Raw genomic sequence first — 17,068 nt, 5'->3', positions numbered from 1 at the left:
TACGGAGCGGGCGGCGCCGCCCAGGGCGCTAAAACACGCCCTGGCCGACGGGGTCCGTGGCGGCCGGGGCGGCATCTTCCGGGTCCGTGGCGGGCTGGTCGGTGACGGCCGCGTCCACGCTCGGCCGGTCGTTGGCAACCGGGTCCGTGGCGGGCTCCGCCGGGGGCGGGGTCCGCTTGAACATCCGGGTCGCGGTGATCTCGCCGTGCACCGACTCACCTGACGGGTCCTGCTGCGGCAGTCCGGGCCGCAGATGTTCCTCCACGCTGATGTACTTCAGGCCCGCGCGCAGATCGGCGTCGTTGCGCAGCCGGATGACCAGCGGGAATTCGGCGAGGGCCGTGGTGTCGAAGAGCCCGGTCGTATAGAGCAGCTGGACGCCCAGGGCATTGGAGACGGCGCGCTGGAGCTCCAGCAGATACGTCGCGTTGGCCCGGCCGATCGGGTTGTCGAGGAAGAGCGTGCCGGCGTGCCGGTGCTTGTCCCTGCCGCGGTCGTTGCTGCGCAGGGCGGCCATCGTGCAGTACAGGGCGATCGCCGCGGTGAGCAGCTGGCCGCCGGAGAAGACATCTCCCATCTGACCCACCGGGACCCGCTCGGCGCGCAGCACGGCGTCGGGCTTGAGGATCTCCACGGCGACACCCTTCGGCTGGAGGGCCGCCTGAACCCCGCGCAGCAGCAGGGACATTCCGTCCCTGCGGCCCTCCCCGTAGGCCGCGGTGGAGTTCTTCTTCACGGCGGCGCGGGTCGCCTCGTCGATGACCTCGCCGAGCCGCTCGGCGAGCGTCGTCTGGTCCGGCTCGTCGAAGCGGATCCGCAGGAACTCCTGCCCGGACCACTCCCCCAGCCCCTCGGGAAGGCGCGAGAGCCGCTGCGCCGAACGCAGTGTCGTCAGCGCCGACTCCACCAGACCGCGCAGCCGGTCGACGATGGTGTCGCGGTTGCGCTCCAACTGCTCCAGCTCGTCGGTCAGTACGCGCAGCCGGGGCGCGAAGGCCTCCGCCCACTTCGCGGCGTGCTCGGGAAGGGACGCGGCGGGCAGCTCCCGGATCTGCTGGCGCGCGGGGGTGCGCACCTGCTCGTATCGGGTGGAGTTGGCGTGCCGTACGAGGATGTCGCTCGCCTCCCGTACGGCTGCCTCGGCGGCCGAAAGGTCGGTGGCGCACCCGCGCAGCGAACGCCGGGCCTCGGCGGCGGAGTGCCGCGCCTCCTCCAGGCTGCCCGGGTAGGGATCCGGGTCCTGTGCGGTCTCCTCGTCCTGGCTGTGGTCCCGCAGCAGGTCGCGCAGAAGCGCGGCGGTCTCGTCGAAGCCACCCGCCGCGTCCTCGGCCACCCGGTGGGCCTGGAGCAGGCCGGTGTGAGCCGCGCGGGCCGTCTCCAACGCGTCGGTACGGGAGGCCAGTTCGGCGGTGGCGGTACGCAGCTGGGCCTGGGCCTGCTCGGCGTCGGCGGGGACCAGGCCCTCGGGGAGCTCGGTGTGCGCCTCGCCGTCGGCGGGGGCCAGCCGCTCGGACTCGCCGCGCAGCCGGCCGAGCTTCTCGCTGGCTTCCGAGGCGCGCGACTCCAGCATCTGTACGAGCGACTCGGCGCGGGCGGCGGCTGCCTGGCGGGAGGGCCCGTCGGCACCGTCCGTACCCTCCAGGAGCTGCGCGGCGCGGGTGCGGACCTTGTTGGTGAGCCGGTCCAGCTCGGCGAGGGCCGCGCTCTCGTCGCTCTCGGCGCGGGCCTGCTCGGCGCGCAGGTCGGCGCCGACGCCCACCTTCTCGTACAGCTGGGAGGCAGCGCGGTAGGCCTCGCGGAGGGCGGGCAGCGCGGTGCGCGGCGCGTCCGGGTCCGCGTCGGGGAGGTTTTCGGGGGCACCGGCGATCTCGGCCCGCTCGGCGCGGAGCGCGCGAGCGGTACGGCGGGCGTCGTCACCGGCGCGCTGGGCGGCACGGCGGTCCTCGTCGGCGGCCTTCGCCCGCTCCAGGCAGGTCGCGGCCCGAGCCTCGGACTCGGCGGCCTCGTCGGCCAGTTCACGCAGTTTCACCTGCCAGCCGGCCCGCTCCCGGAGCCGGAAGGCGAGGCCCGCGAGCGCGTCGGCGGCGCGGCGGGCGCGCTGGGCCGCGTCCTGGCGCTCGTCCCGGACACGGGCCGCGTCCGCCGCGGCCTCGTCCGCCTCCGCGCGCACCGTACGGGCCTCGCTGAGCGTCGCCTCTGCCTCCTCGGCGGCTTCGCGGGCCGTCTGCGCGCCCCGCGCGAGCTCGGCGAGCATGCCGGCGGGGCAGTCGTCGCGCCAGGAGCCGAGGCGGGCGGCGATCGAACGGTCTCCCGCGAGCCGGGCCGCCAGCGCGCGGATCTCCTCGTCCCGGGCGGCGGCCCGGGCCCGCAGCGCCTGCCGCTCCTCGTCGGCGGCGTGCTCGTCGTGCATGGCGGGGTTCGGCGGTACGAGGAACACCTCGCCGTTCTCGCCGCCGGTGCCGGGGCCGGGGCTCGGCACGGGCGCGAGCAGCGCGGCGGCGGTGCCGACGGCCACGGCGGAGCGGGGCAACAGCGCGGCTCCGGCCAGGACTTCGCGCGCGCGGGCGTGCGACGCCGGGTCGGTGATCACCACACCGTCCACCAGCTCGGGCCGGGCCGCGAGCACGGCGGCATGATCGGCCGGGTCGACGGCCTGCGCGAGGTAGCGCCAGCCGGGGAGGGCGGGGATGCCGTGCTCACCGAGGTACTCGACAGTGGCGAGGACGTCGGGTCCCGGGGGCAGCAGCCCGCCGTCGCCCAGCGCGCCGAGGATGCGGGCGTCATCGGCTGCGGCGGTACGCAGATCGAAGAGATTCCGTTCGGCGGAGGCGACGGACTGGTCGAGGAGCTCGCGCAACTCGTCGGCGAACCGGTCCAACTCGTCCGCGGTGAGGGGGCCTTCGTCGGCACGGAGGGGGGCGGTGACGACGGTGCGGGTGGGATGGGCTGCGGCGGGAACGCGACCGGCGGCCGGGTGACCCGACCCGCCGGGCCCGGTGAGCGCGTGAGCCAAATGTCCCTCGGCTCGCGCGTCGGCGAGCGCGTGAGCCGGACGGAGGCTCGCGTGCCCGTGGTCCGCGCCGTGGGTGGCCGCTCGCCCGGCACCGGCTCCCGCCTGCCCCCGGCCGCCCGCCCCGCCGGGCGCCCCGGAGACGGTGGGCTCCTGGTCCGTACGGGCAACGCCGTCACCGTAAACGGCCGCCGTGGGGCCGTGGCCCGCAACGGCTCCGGCCCGGGCGTGGGCTGAGTCCCCGCGCCCATCGGCGGACGGCCCTCCGTCCGTACCGGCAACGCCACCGCCCGGCGCCGGGACCGATGGTTCCTGGCCCGCGGGCTCGGCTCGCAACCCGTCGGCCGAGTGGCCCGCCGCCTGGGAGGCTGTCGCCCCATGCCCGGTAGCGGAGAGTCGCCCGTCGCCACCCGCGGCCTCCGGCGTACCCCCGGCAGGAAGGTCACCCGAGCCCGCCACGCCCGAGTCCCGCCGCGGGGAGGGCACCGCCGCCGGAGCCGATGGCGGCAGGCTGAGCAGCTCCGCCAGACGCTCGTCCTCGGCGATCGAGTCCGCCGCGCGGCGCTCGGCCTCGTACGCGTTCTCCGCGGCCAGCGCCGCGTCGGCCGCACGGGCCGCGGCCAGTTCCGCGCGCGCCTCCGCCGCGGCCGCCTCCTTCGCCCGGTCCGCCGTCGTACGCCCGGCCTCGCGGGCCGCGTCCCAGGCCGCGACCGCTGTCTTCTCCGCGTCGCTCGCCGCGAGCGCCGCTCGCGCCGGGTCGGCGTCGGGTGCGGTGTCGTCGAGCCAGCCGGCCCGTACCGCCTCGGCCGTCTCCTGCTCCACCTCGCTGAGCCGCTGGCGCAGATGACCGATCTCGCTGCGGGCGCGCTGTGCCTCGGTGGCGGCGACCGTGGCGTCGCGGTGGGCGGCCTCGCCCGCCTCCTGGAGCGCCGCGGAGCGCTCCTCCTCCTCGTTGGCCACCCGCTCCCCGCCCTCGGCCGCGGCGTGCAGCGCGCGGACGAGATCGGCGGCGGCCGTGGCCCGGGCGGCGAGCGCCGGGGCCGCGTCCCGCTCGGCCTCACGGATCGCCGCGGCGACGCGCGCGGAGCGGTCGCCGGCGGCCCGGTGGCGCAGTACGGCTTCGGCGGCCTGCCAGGCGGAGTGCAGCGTGCGCGCGTCGGTCAGCTCGCGGCGCTGTGCCGCGGCGCCCTTCTCCGCGACGGTGAGCGCCAACGAGGCGTGCCGGTAGGCGAGTTCCGCGGCGATGAGAGAGCTGCGGCTGCGCGCCTGCTCGGCCTCGGTGACCGTGTGGGCGGCGGAGGTGACCTGCTGGGCGAGGTCGCTCGTACGCCCGCGCTCCTCCGCGGCGCGCGCGGAGAGCCGACGCGCGAGCGTACGGGTACGGCGTTCGGCGCCCGCGTGGATCTCGCGGGCCCCGGCGCGGGTCTCGGCCGCCTCCACGATCCGGCCGAGCAGATCCGCCGATCCCGCAGTGAAGTCGCGTTCGGCGGTGAGCTCCGCGCGGCGGCCGAGCTTGTTGCCGAAGCTGCTGACGAGGTCGGCGAGGCCGTCCGTGTCACGGGTGTCGGTGACGGCGCGCAGCAGCAGGTCGGTGAAGTCGGAGTCCTTCTTGACCGCGAAGAGTCCGGCCGCCTCGCCCTCGTCGGCGTTCATCTCCCGCTGGTAGCGGAACAGTTCGGGGTCGAGGCCGATGTCGCCGAGGTGCTCGTTCCAGCGGTCGTGGATCTCCTCCCAGTACACATCGAGGTGCGGATACGCCTTGCCGGCCTCGGTGATGGCGTCCCGGAAGCCCTTCATGGTGCGGCGGCGGCCACGCGCGCCCGACGCACCCTCGACGGGTGGGCGGACGGTGGTGGCCTCGGCGACCGGGAGCGAGTCGAGGCTGAGGCCGGGGCCCGGCCGGAAGGAGTACCAGGCTTCCGCGAACTTCCGTGGGTCGTTGGAGACCTGGCGGCCCCGCCACTCGCTGACCTTGCCGACCACCACCAGCTCGCCGGTGAGCGTGTGCTGCCACTCCAGGGCGACGTGCCCGCAGTCGTCGGCGAGCAGGAATTTGCGCAGTACGCCGGAGCTGGCGCCGCCAAGGGTGTTGCGGTGGCCGGGCAGCATCACCGAGAAGATCAGCTTCAGCAGTACGGACTTGCCGCCGCCGTTCTCCAGGAAGAGCACACCCGCGGGGGCGGGGCGGCGCGGCGGGCCGACCGGCTCCTCCTCGAAGAACTCCGCCTGGGCGGGGGCGGGGTGGGGCACGGGCTCGCCGACCCCGCGCAGGTCCAGCACGGTGTCGGCATAGCGCGCACCGGCGGGCCCGATGGAGTAGAGGCGTACCCGGGACAACTCGTACATGGCGGCGGACTCTCGTCTTCGGCAGATGGCAGGGTCAGGCGTGGAAGGGCAGACCGGCGTCGGCGGCCAGCTCCAGGTCGTCCGCGTCGGTGGGCGGCACGAGCGTGGCGGTGCCGTCGCTGACCGGTACGACGCCGAGCTCGAGCAGCTCGGCCATGGCCGCGCTGCCCGCCATGTCTCGTACCTGCAACTGGTAGCGGGCGGTGGTGCGGTACGCGCCTCCGGCGTCGTCACCGGTGCGCTGCAGGAAGCCCGAGTCGGTGAGGAAGGCGACGGCCTTGCCGACGATGCCGGTGGTGGATCCGGCGAGACGGCGCGCGTCCTTGGTGGCGCCGGTGGCGCTGCGCCGTGCGTAGATCCGCCAGGCCGCTTCCAGGCCTGGGGCTTCGGTGGCGGGGTCGGTGTTCTCGCCCTGCTCCTCGGCGCGCTCCTCGAGGCGGCGGCAGGCCTGGCGGACGAAGGCATCGACGCCGTTGACGGTGATCCGGCCGATGTATCCGTCGTCGGCGAGGTCTTCGGGGCGCGGGAACGCCATGGCGGCGACGGCGAGATGTGCCAGGCCGTGCAGGAAGCGGTCGGCGGAGTCGGCGGACGCGCGCCGGGCGTAGTCGCCCATGCGGACGGCGAAGACCGAGTCCTCACCGGCGGCCACGGCCATGCCGGCGCGCGGGGAGACTTCGAGGACGACGAGGCCGAGGCCGGTGGAGACAGCGTCGGCGAGCCGGGCGAAGGCGGCGTCTTCGCGGTAGCGGCGCAGCAGTTCGGCGTACTCGGCGTCGCGTGCGGGCAGCAGCTTGGGCTGCAGCCCGAAGGAGACGAGTCGCGCGGCGTCGGCCGCGTCGGCGGGCGTGACCGCGGTCGGGGTGGCCGGGCCCGACTCCTCATGGACGTCCGCCTCACGCCACTCGTGCTGTTCGGCGTGGTGGTCGGTCACTCTTGCTCCTTGCTGCGGAAGAGGTGAAGGGGTGGCCAGGGGCGGGGAGGGACGCCTGCGGCGGGCCTCTCCCCTGCCCGCCCCTTCCCGTAACTGTGGGCTTCGCCCCCAGACCCCGGTACGCCCTTCGGGCGTGCCTTCAGTCGCCGGACGGGCTGGAAGATCAGCCTCTCCGGCGTTTGAGGAGCGGGGCTTGGGGCGGAGCCCCAACACGAGGCTCTCCGGCATTTCAGGAGCGGGGTCCGGGGCGGAGCCCCGGTACTGGTACTCACGCGGCCTCCGTGCGGTCCGCCGCCATGCCCGCCGCGTCCAGCAGTGCCGTGCCCACGATCAGGTCGGCGCCGCCGAACTCCGGGTCGTCCAGCTCGGTGCCGTCGTCGACGGCGAACAGCAGGCGCTCCTCGCCCTGTCGGTAGGCGGTACCGACCGGCGGGCTCGCCGCGTGCACGGCCAGCAGCGCGACCAGATACGGCAGTTCGGGGTCGCGGCGGCGGGCCTCGGCGAGCAGGCCGGAGAGCCGGCGCGGTGCGTCGTGCTCCAGGTCGAGCAGCTCCATCGCGCTCGCGAGCTGCTCGTCGCTGAACCGGCTGTCGTCCGGGGTGGCGATCAGATCGGGCTCGGGCATCTCCGCGCCCAGATGCTCGCGCTCCACCGGCGGGGTCAGCAGCATGTCGACCAGATCGCCGACCCGTACGGACGACGGCGTGCGCAGCCCGGTGCCGCGCGCGAAGAAGGCGTCCGTGACGCGGATCGCCGCTTCCAGGGGCAGCGGCAGCAGCGGGGCAACGAGCTGCCCGTACAGATCGAGTCCGGAGCGCGCGGTGGGCCGGGCGAAGGCCTGGCGGTCCTGCTCGGCGCGGAACAGCGGGCCGGCCTCCAGCAGCCGGGACTGCAGCTGGGTGTGGCGGCGGATGCAGTCCTTGACTATGTCGACCAGCTCGGCGGCGCGCCGCTTGTGCTCCGGGTCCTCGGCCTCGTCGCGTGCCTTGCGGATGTTGGTGAGGATCGCGTTCTCATGGCGGTAGCGGTCGGCGACATGGTCGAGCGCCTCGGCGATCATGTCGGGGACGGCGTTCAGCCAGTCGACGGCCCGCACATTGCGGCGGGTCGCTTCCAGGGTCCTGCGCAGCGTCTCGGCGTACTGCACGGTGCGGTACCTGGCCTGCTCGGCGGCGAGCTGGGCGTCGGCGAGCCTGCCCCGGCTGATCAGGACCTCCAGCTTCACCTCGGCCGCGATCTGCGCGCTGGTGACGTCCGTGTCGAGCGCGCCGACCAGGACGTTGACCGCTTCGTCGGTCGTACGGAGATAAACGCTGCCGCCGTATCCCGGGACTTCCTCGATGAGCTTGAAGTCGTAGTCACGGCGGGTGTAGACGCCATCGGGTCCGAAGGTGCCGTACACCGCTCGGAATCCGCGGTCCACGCTGCCGACGTTGATCAGGTTCTCCAGCACCCAGCGGGCGACGCGCTCGTGCTCGGCGACCGGGCGCCGCGGGGCCTGGGCCGCGACGCGCGGCAGCAGCCTGGCCACTATCTGGTCATGGTCGGCGCCGGTGTCGAAGTCCATGTTCAGTGTGACGAGGTCGATGGCCGCGAGGGCGACCTCCGCCATCGCGTAGACCGAGTACTCGCCCGCGAGATTGGCCTTGCGCACGTCGAGATCGTGCAGCGGCGCGGTGCACGCGAGCGCGCGCAGCCGCCGCGCGAGCCCTTCGTCGGCGGCCGGGCCCTGTGCAGGCCTCGGCCCCGCGCTGAGCTGGGGCGGAACGAAGTCCGTCGAGGCAGGCGAAGTCACGCTGCACAGATTAGGTCCTCGCACTGACAACGGTCGAAACGGCGCAGAAGCGACCGTCCGGCTACGCTCCGTCCTCGTCCGGCTCGTCGACCAGATGCGCGTATGTCTCCACCATCTGCGTACGTGAGTCGTCGAGGTAGTCGGCGAGCAGCCGTTCGGCGCCCGACCGGTCGCCGGCCCGCAGCGCTTCGAGGATGGCCCGGTTGCGTACGAGATAGGGCTGGTGCAGCCGCCGTGGATCGTCCACCACATGGAACGCGAGCCGCAGTTCGGCCAGCACGCTGCGCATCAGCTCGTCGGTGCGGGCGCTGCCGGCCAGCGCGACGAGTTCGCGATGGAAGTGGATATTGGCTGTGGAGACGCCTTGCCAGTCGTGCTCGCGCTCCGACCGCTCGCCGCCCGCGACCGCCGTTTCGAGCGTGTCCAGTGCGTACGGTGGCTCACCGAGCCCGTGCACGACGGCGCATTCGACGAGCTGCCGGGTGCGGTAGATGTCCACGACGTCCTGGACGGCGAGCATCCGCACGAACACCCCGCGGTTGAGCTGGTGCTCGAGCAGCCGCTCATGGGTGAGCAGCCGGAACGCTTCGCGAAGTGTGTTGCGCGAAACGCCGAGCGCCTTGCCGATGCTGTCCTCGGAGAGCCGCTCCCCCGGCGGGAAGTAGCCCTCCGCGATGCGGGTGCGCAGGATGTCCGCGACCCGCTCCGCCGTGCTGGTGCGGCCCAACAGCGGGCGGTCGTCCGCCAGTCCACCGATCTCGGGCTCCGTCGTCCCCACAACGCCCTCTCTCCCTCGCCGGCCGCCCCGGCCGCCGCGCGAGCTCCATCGTAGAAGCAAGAACGACCCCACATAACCCTTGTCGGATCGTTCAACAATCCTCTACCTTGGCGTCACCGTACAGTCTCGACAGCACTCTCCTCCCCCTCTGCGAGGTGCAGATGAGCACGACCCAGACCCAGCCGAAGCAGGGCGAACTCCCCGAGGACGCCGGCGCGTTCGCATGGCTGCGGGCACTCGGGCCGCGCGGCCGCCGCGCCTTCGGCGGCGCGTTCGGCGGCTACGCCCTCGACTCCTACGACTACTTCACACTGCCACTGAGCATGGTGGCGATCTCCGCGTACTTCGGTCTCGACAACGGACAAACCGGACTTCTCACCACCGTCACCCTGGTCGTCTCCGCGGTGGGCGGCGCGCTCGCCGGCATCCTCGCCGACCGGATCGGCCGGGTGAAGGCGCTGATGATCACGGTGGTCACCTATGCGGTGTTCACCGTCCTGTGCGGCTTCGCCCCCAACTACGAGACGCTGCTGGTCTTCCGCGCCCTGCAGGGTCTCGGCTTCGGCGGTGAGTGGGCGGTCGGCGCGATCCTGGTCGCCGAGTACGCCTCCGCCAAGCACCGCGGCCGCACACTCGGCGCCGTCCAGAGCGCGTGGGCGGCCGGCTGGGCGCTCGCCGTCATCGTCTACACCCTGGTCTTCCAGTTCCTCGACGCGGACACCGCCTGGCGCGTGATGTTCTGGACGGGCGCCCTGCCCGCCCTGCTGGTCATCTACGTACGGCGGAGTGTCAGCGACGCCCCCACAGCGGCCGAGCGACGCCGTGCCAGCACCGAGCGCGGGACCTTCTCCACCATCTTCAAGAAGGATCTGCTGCGTACGACGTTCTTCGCGACGCTGCTCTCCACCGGCGTCCAGGGCGGCTACTACACGCTCGCCACCTGGGTACCCACGTATCTCAAGACCGAGCGGGGGCTCACCGTCGTCGGCACCGGCGGCTATCTGACCTTTCTGATCTCCGGGTCCTTCATCGGCTATCTCACGGGCGGCTATCTCACCGACCGGATCGGCCGGAAGAAGAACATCACGCTCTTCGCCGTGCTGTCCGCCATCGGGATCCTCGCCTACACGAGCATCCCTTCCGGAGCGAACGGTCTGCTGCTGGTCCTCGGCTTCCCGCTCGGATTCTGCATGTCCGCGATCTTCAGCGGCTTCGGGTCGTTCCTCAGCGAGCTGTATCCGACGGCCGTACGAGGCACTGGCCAGGGCTTCACGTACAACAGTGGCCGTGCCGTGGGCGCGTTCCTGCCCACCCTGGTCGGCTTCCTGTCCGACAGCTGGGGAGTGGGCGGTGCGCTCGTCCTCGGCGCCGTCGGCTACGGCCTGGCAGTGGTGGCTCTGCTCGGCCTGCCCGAGACCCGCGGGAAGGAGCTGGTGTGATCCGCACCCTGGAGCGCGTCGACGGGCACGCATGGAGCCCGGTTGAGGCCCGCGAGCAATTCCGTTCCGGAGTGGGCGGGCCGACCGCGGGCCTGGCACCCGGCCACACACAGGCGAACCTGATCTCGGTCCCCGCCGACTGGGCGTACGACATGCTGCTGTTCTGTCAGCGCAACCCGAAGCCCTGTCCGGTACTCGACGTCACCGAAGCCGGTGCCTGGTCCACGCAGCTCGCGCCGGACGCCGACCTGCGCACCGATCTCCCCGGCTACCGCGTGTGGGAGCACGGCGATCTCGTCGACGAACCCACGGACGTTGTGGAGCGCTGGCGCGATGACCTGGTGTCGTTCCTCATCGGCTGCAGTTTCACCTTCGAGTGGATGCTCTCCGAGTCCGGGGTTCCCATGCGCCATGTCGAGCAGGGCCGCAATGTCCCGATGTACGTCACCGATCGCCAATGCCGCGCCGCGGGGAGGCTGCACGGGCCCATGGTGGTGTCGATGCGCCCCGTGCCGCCCGAGCACATCGGCACGGCAGTCAGAGAGAGCGCCATGATGCCCGCGGTGCACGGTGGTCCGGTGCACCACGGCGACCCGGCGGAACTCGGCATCGAGGACCTCGGCCGCCCCGACTTCGGCGATCCGGTGGACGCGGAGCCCGGCGACATCCCGGTGTTCTGGGCGTGCGGGGTCACGCCGCAGGCGGCGGTGATGGCCTCGCGGCCGCCGTTCGCGATCACCCACGCGCCGGGGCAGATGTTCATCACGGATGCCCGCGACGCGCAGTACCGCGTGGCCTGACGAGCAGGAATGAGGAGTACATGACCTGGGCGTCGATCGATCTCAACGCCGACCTCGGCGAGGGCTTCGGCCGCTGGCGGCTGACCGACGACGAACAACTGCTGTCCGTCGTCACCAGCGCCAATGTCGCCTGCGGCTTCCACGCCGGGGACGCTGTCACCATGCGGCGCGTCTGCGAACTCGCCGCCGACCGCTCGGTGCGGATCGGCGCCCAGGTCTCGTACCGCGATCTGGCCGGCTTCGGACGGCGCTCCATGGACGTCCCGCCGGACGAGCTGGCCGCCGAGATCGCGTACCAGATAGGGGCGTTGGAGATCTTCGCCAAGGCTGCCGGGTCCCGTGTCTCGTACGTCAAACCGCACGGCGCTCTCTACAACCGTGTCGTGCACGACGAGGAGCAGGCAGCAGCCGTCGTCGAAGGCGTGCTGCTGTCCGGCGAGCGGCTGCCGCTGCTCGGACTGCCCGGCTCGAAACTGCACACCATGGCGGAGAAGGCCGGACTGCCCGCCGTCTCCGAGGCGTTCGCCGACCGCGCGTACACCGCGGAGGGCACGCTGGTGCCGCGTGGACAGGACGGTGCGGTCCTCAGCGATCCGGCCGCGGTCGTCGCACGGTCCGTCAGCATGGCCAGGTTCGGCGTGGTCACCTCGCGGTGCGGACAGTCGGTATCGGTACGTGCCCGCTCGCTCTGTCTGCACGGCGACACCGAGGGGGCCGTCGCTCTTGCCCGCCGGGTGCGGCGGCAACTGGAAACCGTGGGCGTCCGTGTGGAGGCTTTCGTATGAGGGCTCTGCCGGTCGGCGACCGGGCGCTCCTCGTCGAGCTGAACGACGGGGACGATGCCGGGGCGCTCCATGCCGAACTGCTGCGCCGCCGCGCCGCCGGCACCCTTCCGGCGATCCAGGAGATCGTGCCCGCGGCCCGGACCGTGCTGCTCGACGGGCTCGACGAGCCGGGCAGCTTCGCGTGCGAGCTCGCGGAGTGGGAGATTCCGGCGCTCCACGCGCGCGTGCAGGACGCGATCGAGATTCCCGTCCGCTACGACGGGCCCGATCTGGCGGATGTCGCGGCGCTGTGGCAGGTGGCGGAGGAGGACGTCGCGGACATCCACTCGGCGGCCGAATTCAGGGTCGCCTTCTGCGGGTTCGCACCCGGCTTCGGCTATCTGACCGGGCTTCCGCAGCCGTACGCGGTACCGCGCAGAGCCACCCCGCGCACCTCCGTACCGGCCGGGGCAGTCGCGCTGGCCGGGCCGTACACCGGCGTGTATCCGCGCTCCTCTCCCGGCGGCTGGCAGTTGATCGGGACGACGGACACGGTGCTGTGGGATCCGGCGCGGGAGCCTGCCGCGCTGCTCTCGCCGGGGACGCGGGTGCGGTTCGTGCCGGAGCGCGCCGGGATCCGCCGATGACCGACAGGGCCTTCGCGGTCGTACGAGCCGGGGCGCTGACCACCGTGCAGGACCTGGGGCGACCCGGGCACGCCCACCTCGGAGTGCCACGTTCCGGTGCGCTCGACCCGTACTCCAGCCGCCTCGTCAACCGGCTGGTGGGCAATGCGGGGAGTACCGCGGTCCTGGAGACCACCCTCAACGGGTGTGCGGTGCGGCCGCGTTGCGCGGTGACCGTGGCCGTCGGCGGCGCACACTGCCAGGTCACGGTCGACCGGCGGCCGGTCGCCTGGGGCGCGCCGGTGCGGGTAGCCGCGGGCTCGGTGCTGGAGACCGGCCCGGCGCTTTGCGGCGTACGCACCTATGTGGCCTTCGCCGGCGGGATCGCGGCCGATCCGGTGCTGGGCAGCCGCTCCACCGATCTGCTCTCCGGGCTCGGTCCCGCACCGCTCACGGACGGGGCCGTACTGCCGCTCGGTAAGCCGGCCGGTCCGCCGGCGCGGGTCGACGGCGGCGTGCCGTGGCCCGCCCCACCGGCCGAGCTGGTGCTGCGGGTGCGGCTCGGGCCGCGCGCCGACTGGTTCACGGACGCGGCCCTGCGCACGCTGGCCCGTGGCGCGTACCGGGTGTCGTCGGCGAGCAATCGCATCGGGCTGCGTACCGAGGGGCCTTCGCTGGAGCGGGCGGTTACCGGTGAACTCCCCAGCGAGGGCATGGTGCTGGGGGCCGTGCAGGTGCCGCCGGACGGCCGCCCGGTGGTCTTTCTCGCCGACCATCCCACCACCGGCGGCTATCCGGTGGTGGCGGTCGCCGACGAACGGGATCTCGCTGCGGCGGCGCAGGCGGTGCCGGGCGTTCCTGTGCGTTTCGTCCCCGTTCGCTAATGGTTCGCTGACCGCGAGTGGTGGACCTGGACCTTGTGCGGCGGATCGTCCCCGGTACGGCCTTCGGCCGTGTCCTCAATCGCCGGACGGGCTGAGATTGCCGCCCGCCGGGCTGGAAAGCTCAGCCGCTGGTGTGCTCATCACCAGCACCTCCCCCGGGCCGACATCCACCGCGTCTACGCCGTCCAACCGCGTCACGCTGCCGTCGGCCCCCTCGACATGGTTGCTGCCCAGCGCGTCCGGCCCGCCGCTCGCCATCCCGTACGGCGGGATGCGGCGGTGCCCCGTGAGCAGCGCCACGGTCGATCCAGAACTCCCAAGGGCCCGCTCATTCCCCCATTCCGGCAAGGGGAACGTCCAGTGACACGGCAGCCAGCGCGGAGGAGAGCGCATGCTCGGCGCTGTGGTCCAGGCGTGCGCTGGTGCCACGCGCCCAGTGCCGTACCTCCGCGCCGGCCATCCGCAGCAGCTGCGGCAGCAGATCGGTGCACCGGCGCGCCACCCATCCGGTACCGGCCGTGGCGAGCCAGAGGAGCGACGCGGAGCGGGTCGGCGAGGGCTGATCGGGCTCGCTTCCGGGCGCGGCGCCGTGCGCGAGCCCGCGCGCGGCCAGCAGTTCATGGAAGCGGGCCGCGATCATCCGGTGCCCGCGCTCGCCCGGATGCAGCCGGTCCGCGCTCCACATGGACCGGTCGGCGACCCAGGAGCCGTCGGCGACATGCAGATGTACGGCGCCGTAACGGGCGGACAGGGCGTGGACGACGGCGTTGACCGCCCGCTGGCGTCTGGCAAGGGGGCGCGCGAGCGGCACGGGCAGCCCGAGCATGGTGCCGGGGTCGGGCAGACAGGCGGTCAGCAGTACGGTGCCGCGCGCCGAGAGCGCCGCGCAGACCTCGTCCAGCCGCAGAGTGAGGTCCTCGATGTCGAAGGTGCAGCGCAGGGTGTCGTTGACCCCGACGACGACGGAGGCGATGTCGGGGTCGTACGCGAGTGCCTCGGGCGCCTGGCGCTCGGCGACGTCCTGAGTGAGGGCACCGCTGACGGCGAGGTTACGGAAGCTGGCGGGCGCGCCGGCGGCGGAGAGCCCGCCGGCGAGCAGAGCGGCCCACCCTCGCCAGCTGTCGCCGACGCGATCGCCGACGCCTTCGGTGAGCGAGTCCCCGAGCGCGACGAAGCGGGGGGCACGCGGGGGCCCGGAGGCGTCCGGGGCGACGGCGTCGAGCCCGCCCGGGGCGTCGCGGGCGCTCTCGGCGGTGTTCTCCGGAACCGGGTCGTCCACGACCGCGGTGCCCGGGCCGGCCGTCATGCCGCCACGCCCTCTCCGCGTGCCCGCTCACGTACCGGCGGGGCGTCGTGTGCCGACAGGAACGCCGACACCGACCGTTGCCAGTCGAAGAGTTCGGCCCGCGCCCTGGCCGCCGCGCGGCGGTCGGCTTCCGTGCGGGTCAGCAGCCCCTGTACGGCATCCGCGAAGGCTTCCGGAGTGTCCGTGGCAGCCGCTCCCGCGTCCCCGATGACCTCCGGCAGCGCCGACGACGCGCTCGCGACCACCGGGGTGCCGCAGGCCAGCGCTTCCAGGGCCGACAGGCCGAACGTCTCCGCGGGCCCCGGTGCCAGGCAGAGGTCCGCCGCAGCCTGCAGGTCGGACACCGTTTCGCGGTCGCCGACATGGCCGAGGAAGACCGCGGGCAGCCGTTCCGCACGGGCCCGGCGCGCCAGCGCGGTCCGCAGCGGACCGTCGCCCGCGACCACCAGCGCGGCCCGTACGCCCCGCTTCCGCAGCTCGGCGAGCGCGTCCAGGGCCATTCCCGGGCGCTTCTCCACCGACAGCCGGGAGCAGAGCAGCAGAAGCACCTCGGCCCCGGCGGCGTACTTCGCGCGCAGGACCGTGCTGCGCCTCCCCGGCCGGCAGCGGAGCAGGTCCACGCCGAGCGGGGCGCGCACCACATTGCGCGCCCCGATGCGGACGAATTCCCGCTCCGCCCACTCCGTCGTGCACACGATCCGCGAATACGCCCATGCGGTACGGCGGTTGAGCCGGTCCGCGGTGCGCCCGGCGGCTCCCTCCGACAGCCCCCAGGTCCTCAGCACCCCGTCGGCCGTCTCGTGCGAGACCATCACCGAGGGGACGCGGTTGCGCCGCGCCCACTCCCCCGTCCACCGAAGCGTCGTGCGGTCGGAGACCTCGAGCCGGTCGGGCCCGATGGTTTCCAGGACCTGCCGCAGCCGCCGCCGGCCGGCCAGCACCCGGTAACCGCCGGTGCCGGGGAGCTCTGGTCCCGGCAGGGTGATCACCCGGCCCTGCGGGGTGATCCGATCGCTCTCCAGATCGCCGGGAACGACCAGCACAGGCTCGTGCCCCGCCGCGAGATAGCCCTTGCCGAGCTCGCCGAGCGCGGTGCGCAGGCCGCCGGAGGACGGGGTGACGAAATTCGCCAGCCGTACGATTCGCAGCGCGCTCATGCCGCCACCGCCGTACGCGCGCCCAGCACCTCGGCGTAGTGGTCGAGCAGCAGGTCCCCGATGACGGCCCAGGTCCTGCCCTCGACGGCGGCCCGTCCAGCGTGGCCGTACGCGGCACGCAGCCCGGCGTCGGCCATCAGGGTCGCGACCGCGGTCCGAACCGCGTCCACGTCCCGCGGTTCCACCAGCAGCCCGGTACGGCCGTGGTCAACCAGATCGAGCGGACCGCCGGCGGCGGGCGCGATGACCGGTATCCCGCTCGCCATGGCTTCCTGCACGGTCTGGCAGAAGGTCTCGTACGGACCGGTGTGTGCGAAGACGTCGAGCGAGGCGAAGATCCGGGCGAGTTCGTCGCCGGTCCTGCGGCCGAGGAAGACGGCCCCGGGCAGCTCGCCGTGCAGCGATGGCTCGCTGGGCCCGTCGCCGACGACCACGACCCGTACGCCCGGCAAACCGCAGACGCCGGCGAGGAGCTCGACATGCTTCTCGGGAGCGAGCCGGCCGACATAGCCGACGATCAGTTCACCGTTGGGGGCGAGGCTGCGGCGTAGCTCCTCGTCCCGCAGCTCCGGCCGGAATCGTGCGGTGTCGACGCCGCGCGGCCACAGCCGGACCCGCTCGACGCCGTGTCCCTCCAGATCGCGGAGGGCGGCGGTGGACGGCGCGAGTGTGCGGTCCGCGGCGCTGTGCACGGCGCGGATGCGCCGCCAGGCGGCGCCCTCTCCCGCGCCGACATAGGTACGGGCGTAGCCCGCCAGGTCGGTCTGGTAGACGGCGACGGCCGGCAGGCCCAGCCGCGCCGCGGCCGCCATGCCGCGCACGCCGAGTACGAAGGGGCTGGCGAGGTGGACGAGGTCGGCCCGGTGAGCGGTGATGGCCGCCGCCACCCGGCGGCTCGGCAGAGCCACCCGCACCTGCGGGTATCCGGGCAGCGGCAGGGAGGGGACGCGCACCACGGGGCAGGGCGCGTTCGATTCGGAGCTGTCGGCCCCGGCGACTGCCGGGGCTATGACGAGCGGGTCATGACCGCGTGCGGCGAGATGCCGGGCGGTCTGCAGGGCGCAGTGCGCCACACCATTGACGTCGGGCGGGAAGGATTCGGTGACGATGACGACACGCATACCCGTGTTGTCGTCGTGCCCGGGGTGGAGCGGCCAACGTGGATCTTTCCGGACGTGAAACGTCCCATGAGCGTTTGTGACAGCGGCACCGTCATCACAGGGCAGACA

At 73.3% G+C, this 17,068-nt stretch carries 13 protein-coding genes; 5 read left to right on the top strand and 8 right to left on the bottom strand.

From position 1 onward, the window contains the following. Nucleotides 1-28 precede the first annotated feature (28 nt). From ACFWDI_RS29725 to ACFWDI_RS29710, 4 genes are all read right to left on the bottom strand, one after another. Complete coding sequence (locus ACFWDI_RS29725) at nucleotides 29-5,356, bottom strand: hypothetical protein (RefSeq protein ID WP_385308631.1); 5,328 nt, start codon at nucleotides 5,354-5,356, stop codon at nucleotides 29-31. A gap of 34 nt (nucleotides 5,357-5,390) precedes the next feature. Next, nucleotides 5,391-6,290: a hypothetical protein gene (locus ACFWDI_RS29720; RefSeq protein WP_385308630.1), complete on the bottom strand. Its 900-nt coding sequence runs from the start codon at nucleotides 6,288-6,290 to the stop codon at nucleotides 5,391-5,393. 268 nt (nucleotides 6,291-6,558) lie between these two features. Beyond that, entirely contained in the window at nucleotides 6,559-8,085 is a 1,527-nt protein-coding gene (locus ACFWDI_RS29715) for a hypothetical protein (RefSeq protein WP_385308628.1), read from the bottom strand. A 61-nt stretch (nucleotides 8,086-8,146) separates the two neighbouring features. Next, on the bottom strand, nucleotides 8,147-8,863 hold the full coding sequence (locus ACFWDI_RS29710; protein WP_385308625.1) for a GntR family transcriptional regulator: 717 nt from the start codon (nucleotides 8,861-8,863) through the stop codon (nucleotides 8,147-8,149). A 161-nt stretch (nucleotides 8,864-9,024) separates the two neighbouring features. On the opposite strand from ACFWDI_RS29710, the gene ACFWDI_RS29705 reads away from it, so the two are divergent. Genes ACFWDI_RS29705 through ACFWDI_RS29685 form a run of 5 tightly spaced genes read left to right on the top strand, consistent with a single transcriptional unit; the run spans nucleotide 9,025 to nucleotide 13,376 of the window. Next, nucleotides 9,025-10,302, top strand: a complete 1,278-nt coding sequence (locus ACFWDI_RS29705) for an MFS transporter (RefSeq protein ID WP_385308622.1) — start codon at nucleotides 9,025-9,027, stop codon at nucleotides 10,300-10,302. Further along, nucleotides 10,299-11,102, top strand: a complete 804-nt coding sequence (locus tag ACFWDI_RS29700; protein ID WP_385308620.1) for a putative hydro-lyase — start codon at nucleotides 10,299-10,301, stop codon at nucleotides 11,100-11,102. Before ACFWDI_RS29705 ends, ACFWDI_RS29700 begins: the two co-directional genes overlap by 4 nt. 20 nt (nucleotides 11,103-11,122) lie before the next feature. Next, the gene (locus tag ACFWDI_RS29695) at nucleotides 11,123-11,887 is read left to right on the top strand and encodes a LamB/YcsF family protein (RefSeq protein WP_385308617.1); all 765 of its coding nucleotides are present in this window, start codon (nucleotides 11,123-11,125) and stop codon (nucleotides 11,885-11,887) included. Then, a complete protein-coding gene (pxpB, locus tag ACFWDI_RS29690; RefSeq protein WP_385308614.1) occupies nucleotides 11,884-12,513 on the top strand; it encodes a 5-oxoprolinase subunit PxpB in 630 nt (209 codons plus the stop codon). The genes ACFWDI_RS29695 and pxpB overlap by 4 nt, the downstream gene beginning before the upstream one ends. Then, nucleotides 12,510-13,376, top strand: coding sequence for a biotin-dependent carboxyltransferase family protein (locus tag ACFWDI_RS29685; RefSeq protein ID WP_385308611.1), 867 nt, complete (start codon nucleotides 12,510-12,512; stop codon nucleotides 13,374-13,376). Before pxpB ends, ACFWDI_RS29685 begins: the two co-directional genes overlap by 4 nt. Before the next feature lie 75 nt (nucleotides 13,377-13,451). Here the strand turns inward: ACFWDI_RS29685 and ACFWDI_RS29680 are convergent, their stop codons facing one another. From ACFWDI_RS29680 to ACFWDI_RS29665, 4 genes are read right to left on the bottom strand one after another with little or no spacing between them, the layout of a single operon-like run. Beyond that, nucleotides 13,452-13,676 carry a hypothetical protein gene (locus tag ACFWDI_RS29680; RefSeq protein WP_385308608.1) on the bottom strand — a complete coding sequence of 75 codons (225 nt, stop codon included), beginning with the start codon at nucleotides 13,674-13,676 and terminating at the stop codon, nucleotides 13,452-13,454. Nucleotides 13,677-13,704: 28 nt separating this feature from the next. After that, a complete protein-coding gene (locus ACFWDI_RS29675) occupies nucleotides 13,705-14,682 on the bottom strand; it encodes an SGNH/GDSL hydrolase family protein (protein WP_385308606.1) in 978 nt (325 codons plus the stop codon). Continuing rightward, nucleotides 14,679-15,839, bottom strand: a complete 1,161-nt coding sequence (locus ACFWDI_RS29670) for a glycosyltransferase (protein WP_385308603.1) — start codon at nucleotides 15,837-15,839, stop codon at nucleotides 14,679-14,681. Before ACFWDI_RS29670 ends, ACFWDI_RS29675 begins: the two co-directional genes overlap by 4 nt. After that, entirely contained in the window at nucleotides 15,836-16,960 is a 1,125-nt protein-coding gene (locus ACFWDI_RS29665; RefSeq protein ID WP_385308600.1) for a glycosyltransferase family 4 protein, read from the bottom strand. Before ACFWDI_RS29665 ends, ACFWDI_RS29670 begins: the two co-directional genes overlap by 4 nt. Nucleotides 16,961-17,068: the final 108 nt, after the last annotated feature.

The organism is Streptomyces sp. NPDC060064 (assembly GCF_042736455.1).
In the GTDB taxonomy this organism is placed as follows: Bacteria; Actinomycetota; Actinomycetes; order Streptomycetales; family Streptomycetaceae; genus Streptomyces.
This window is presented reverse-complemented; position numbering and strand designations above follow the sequence as displayed.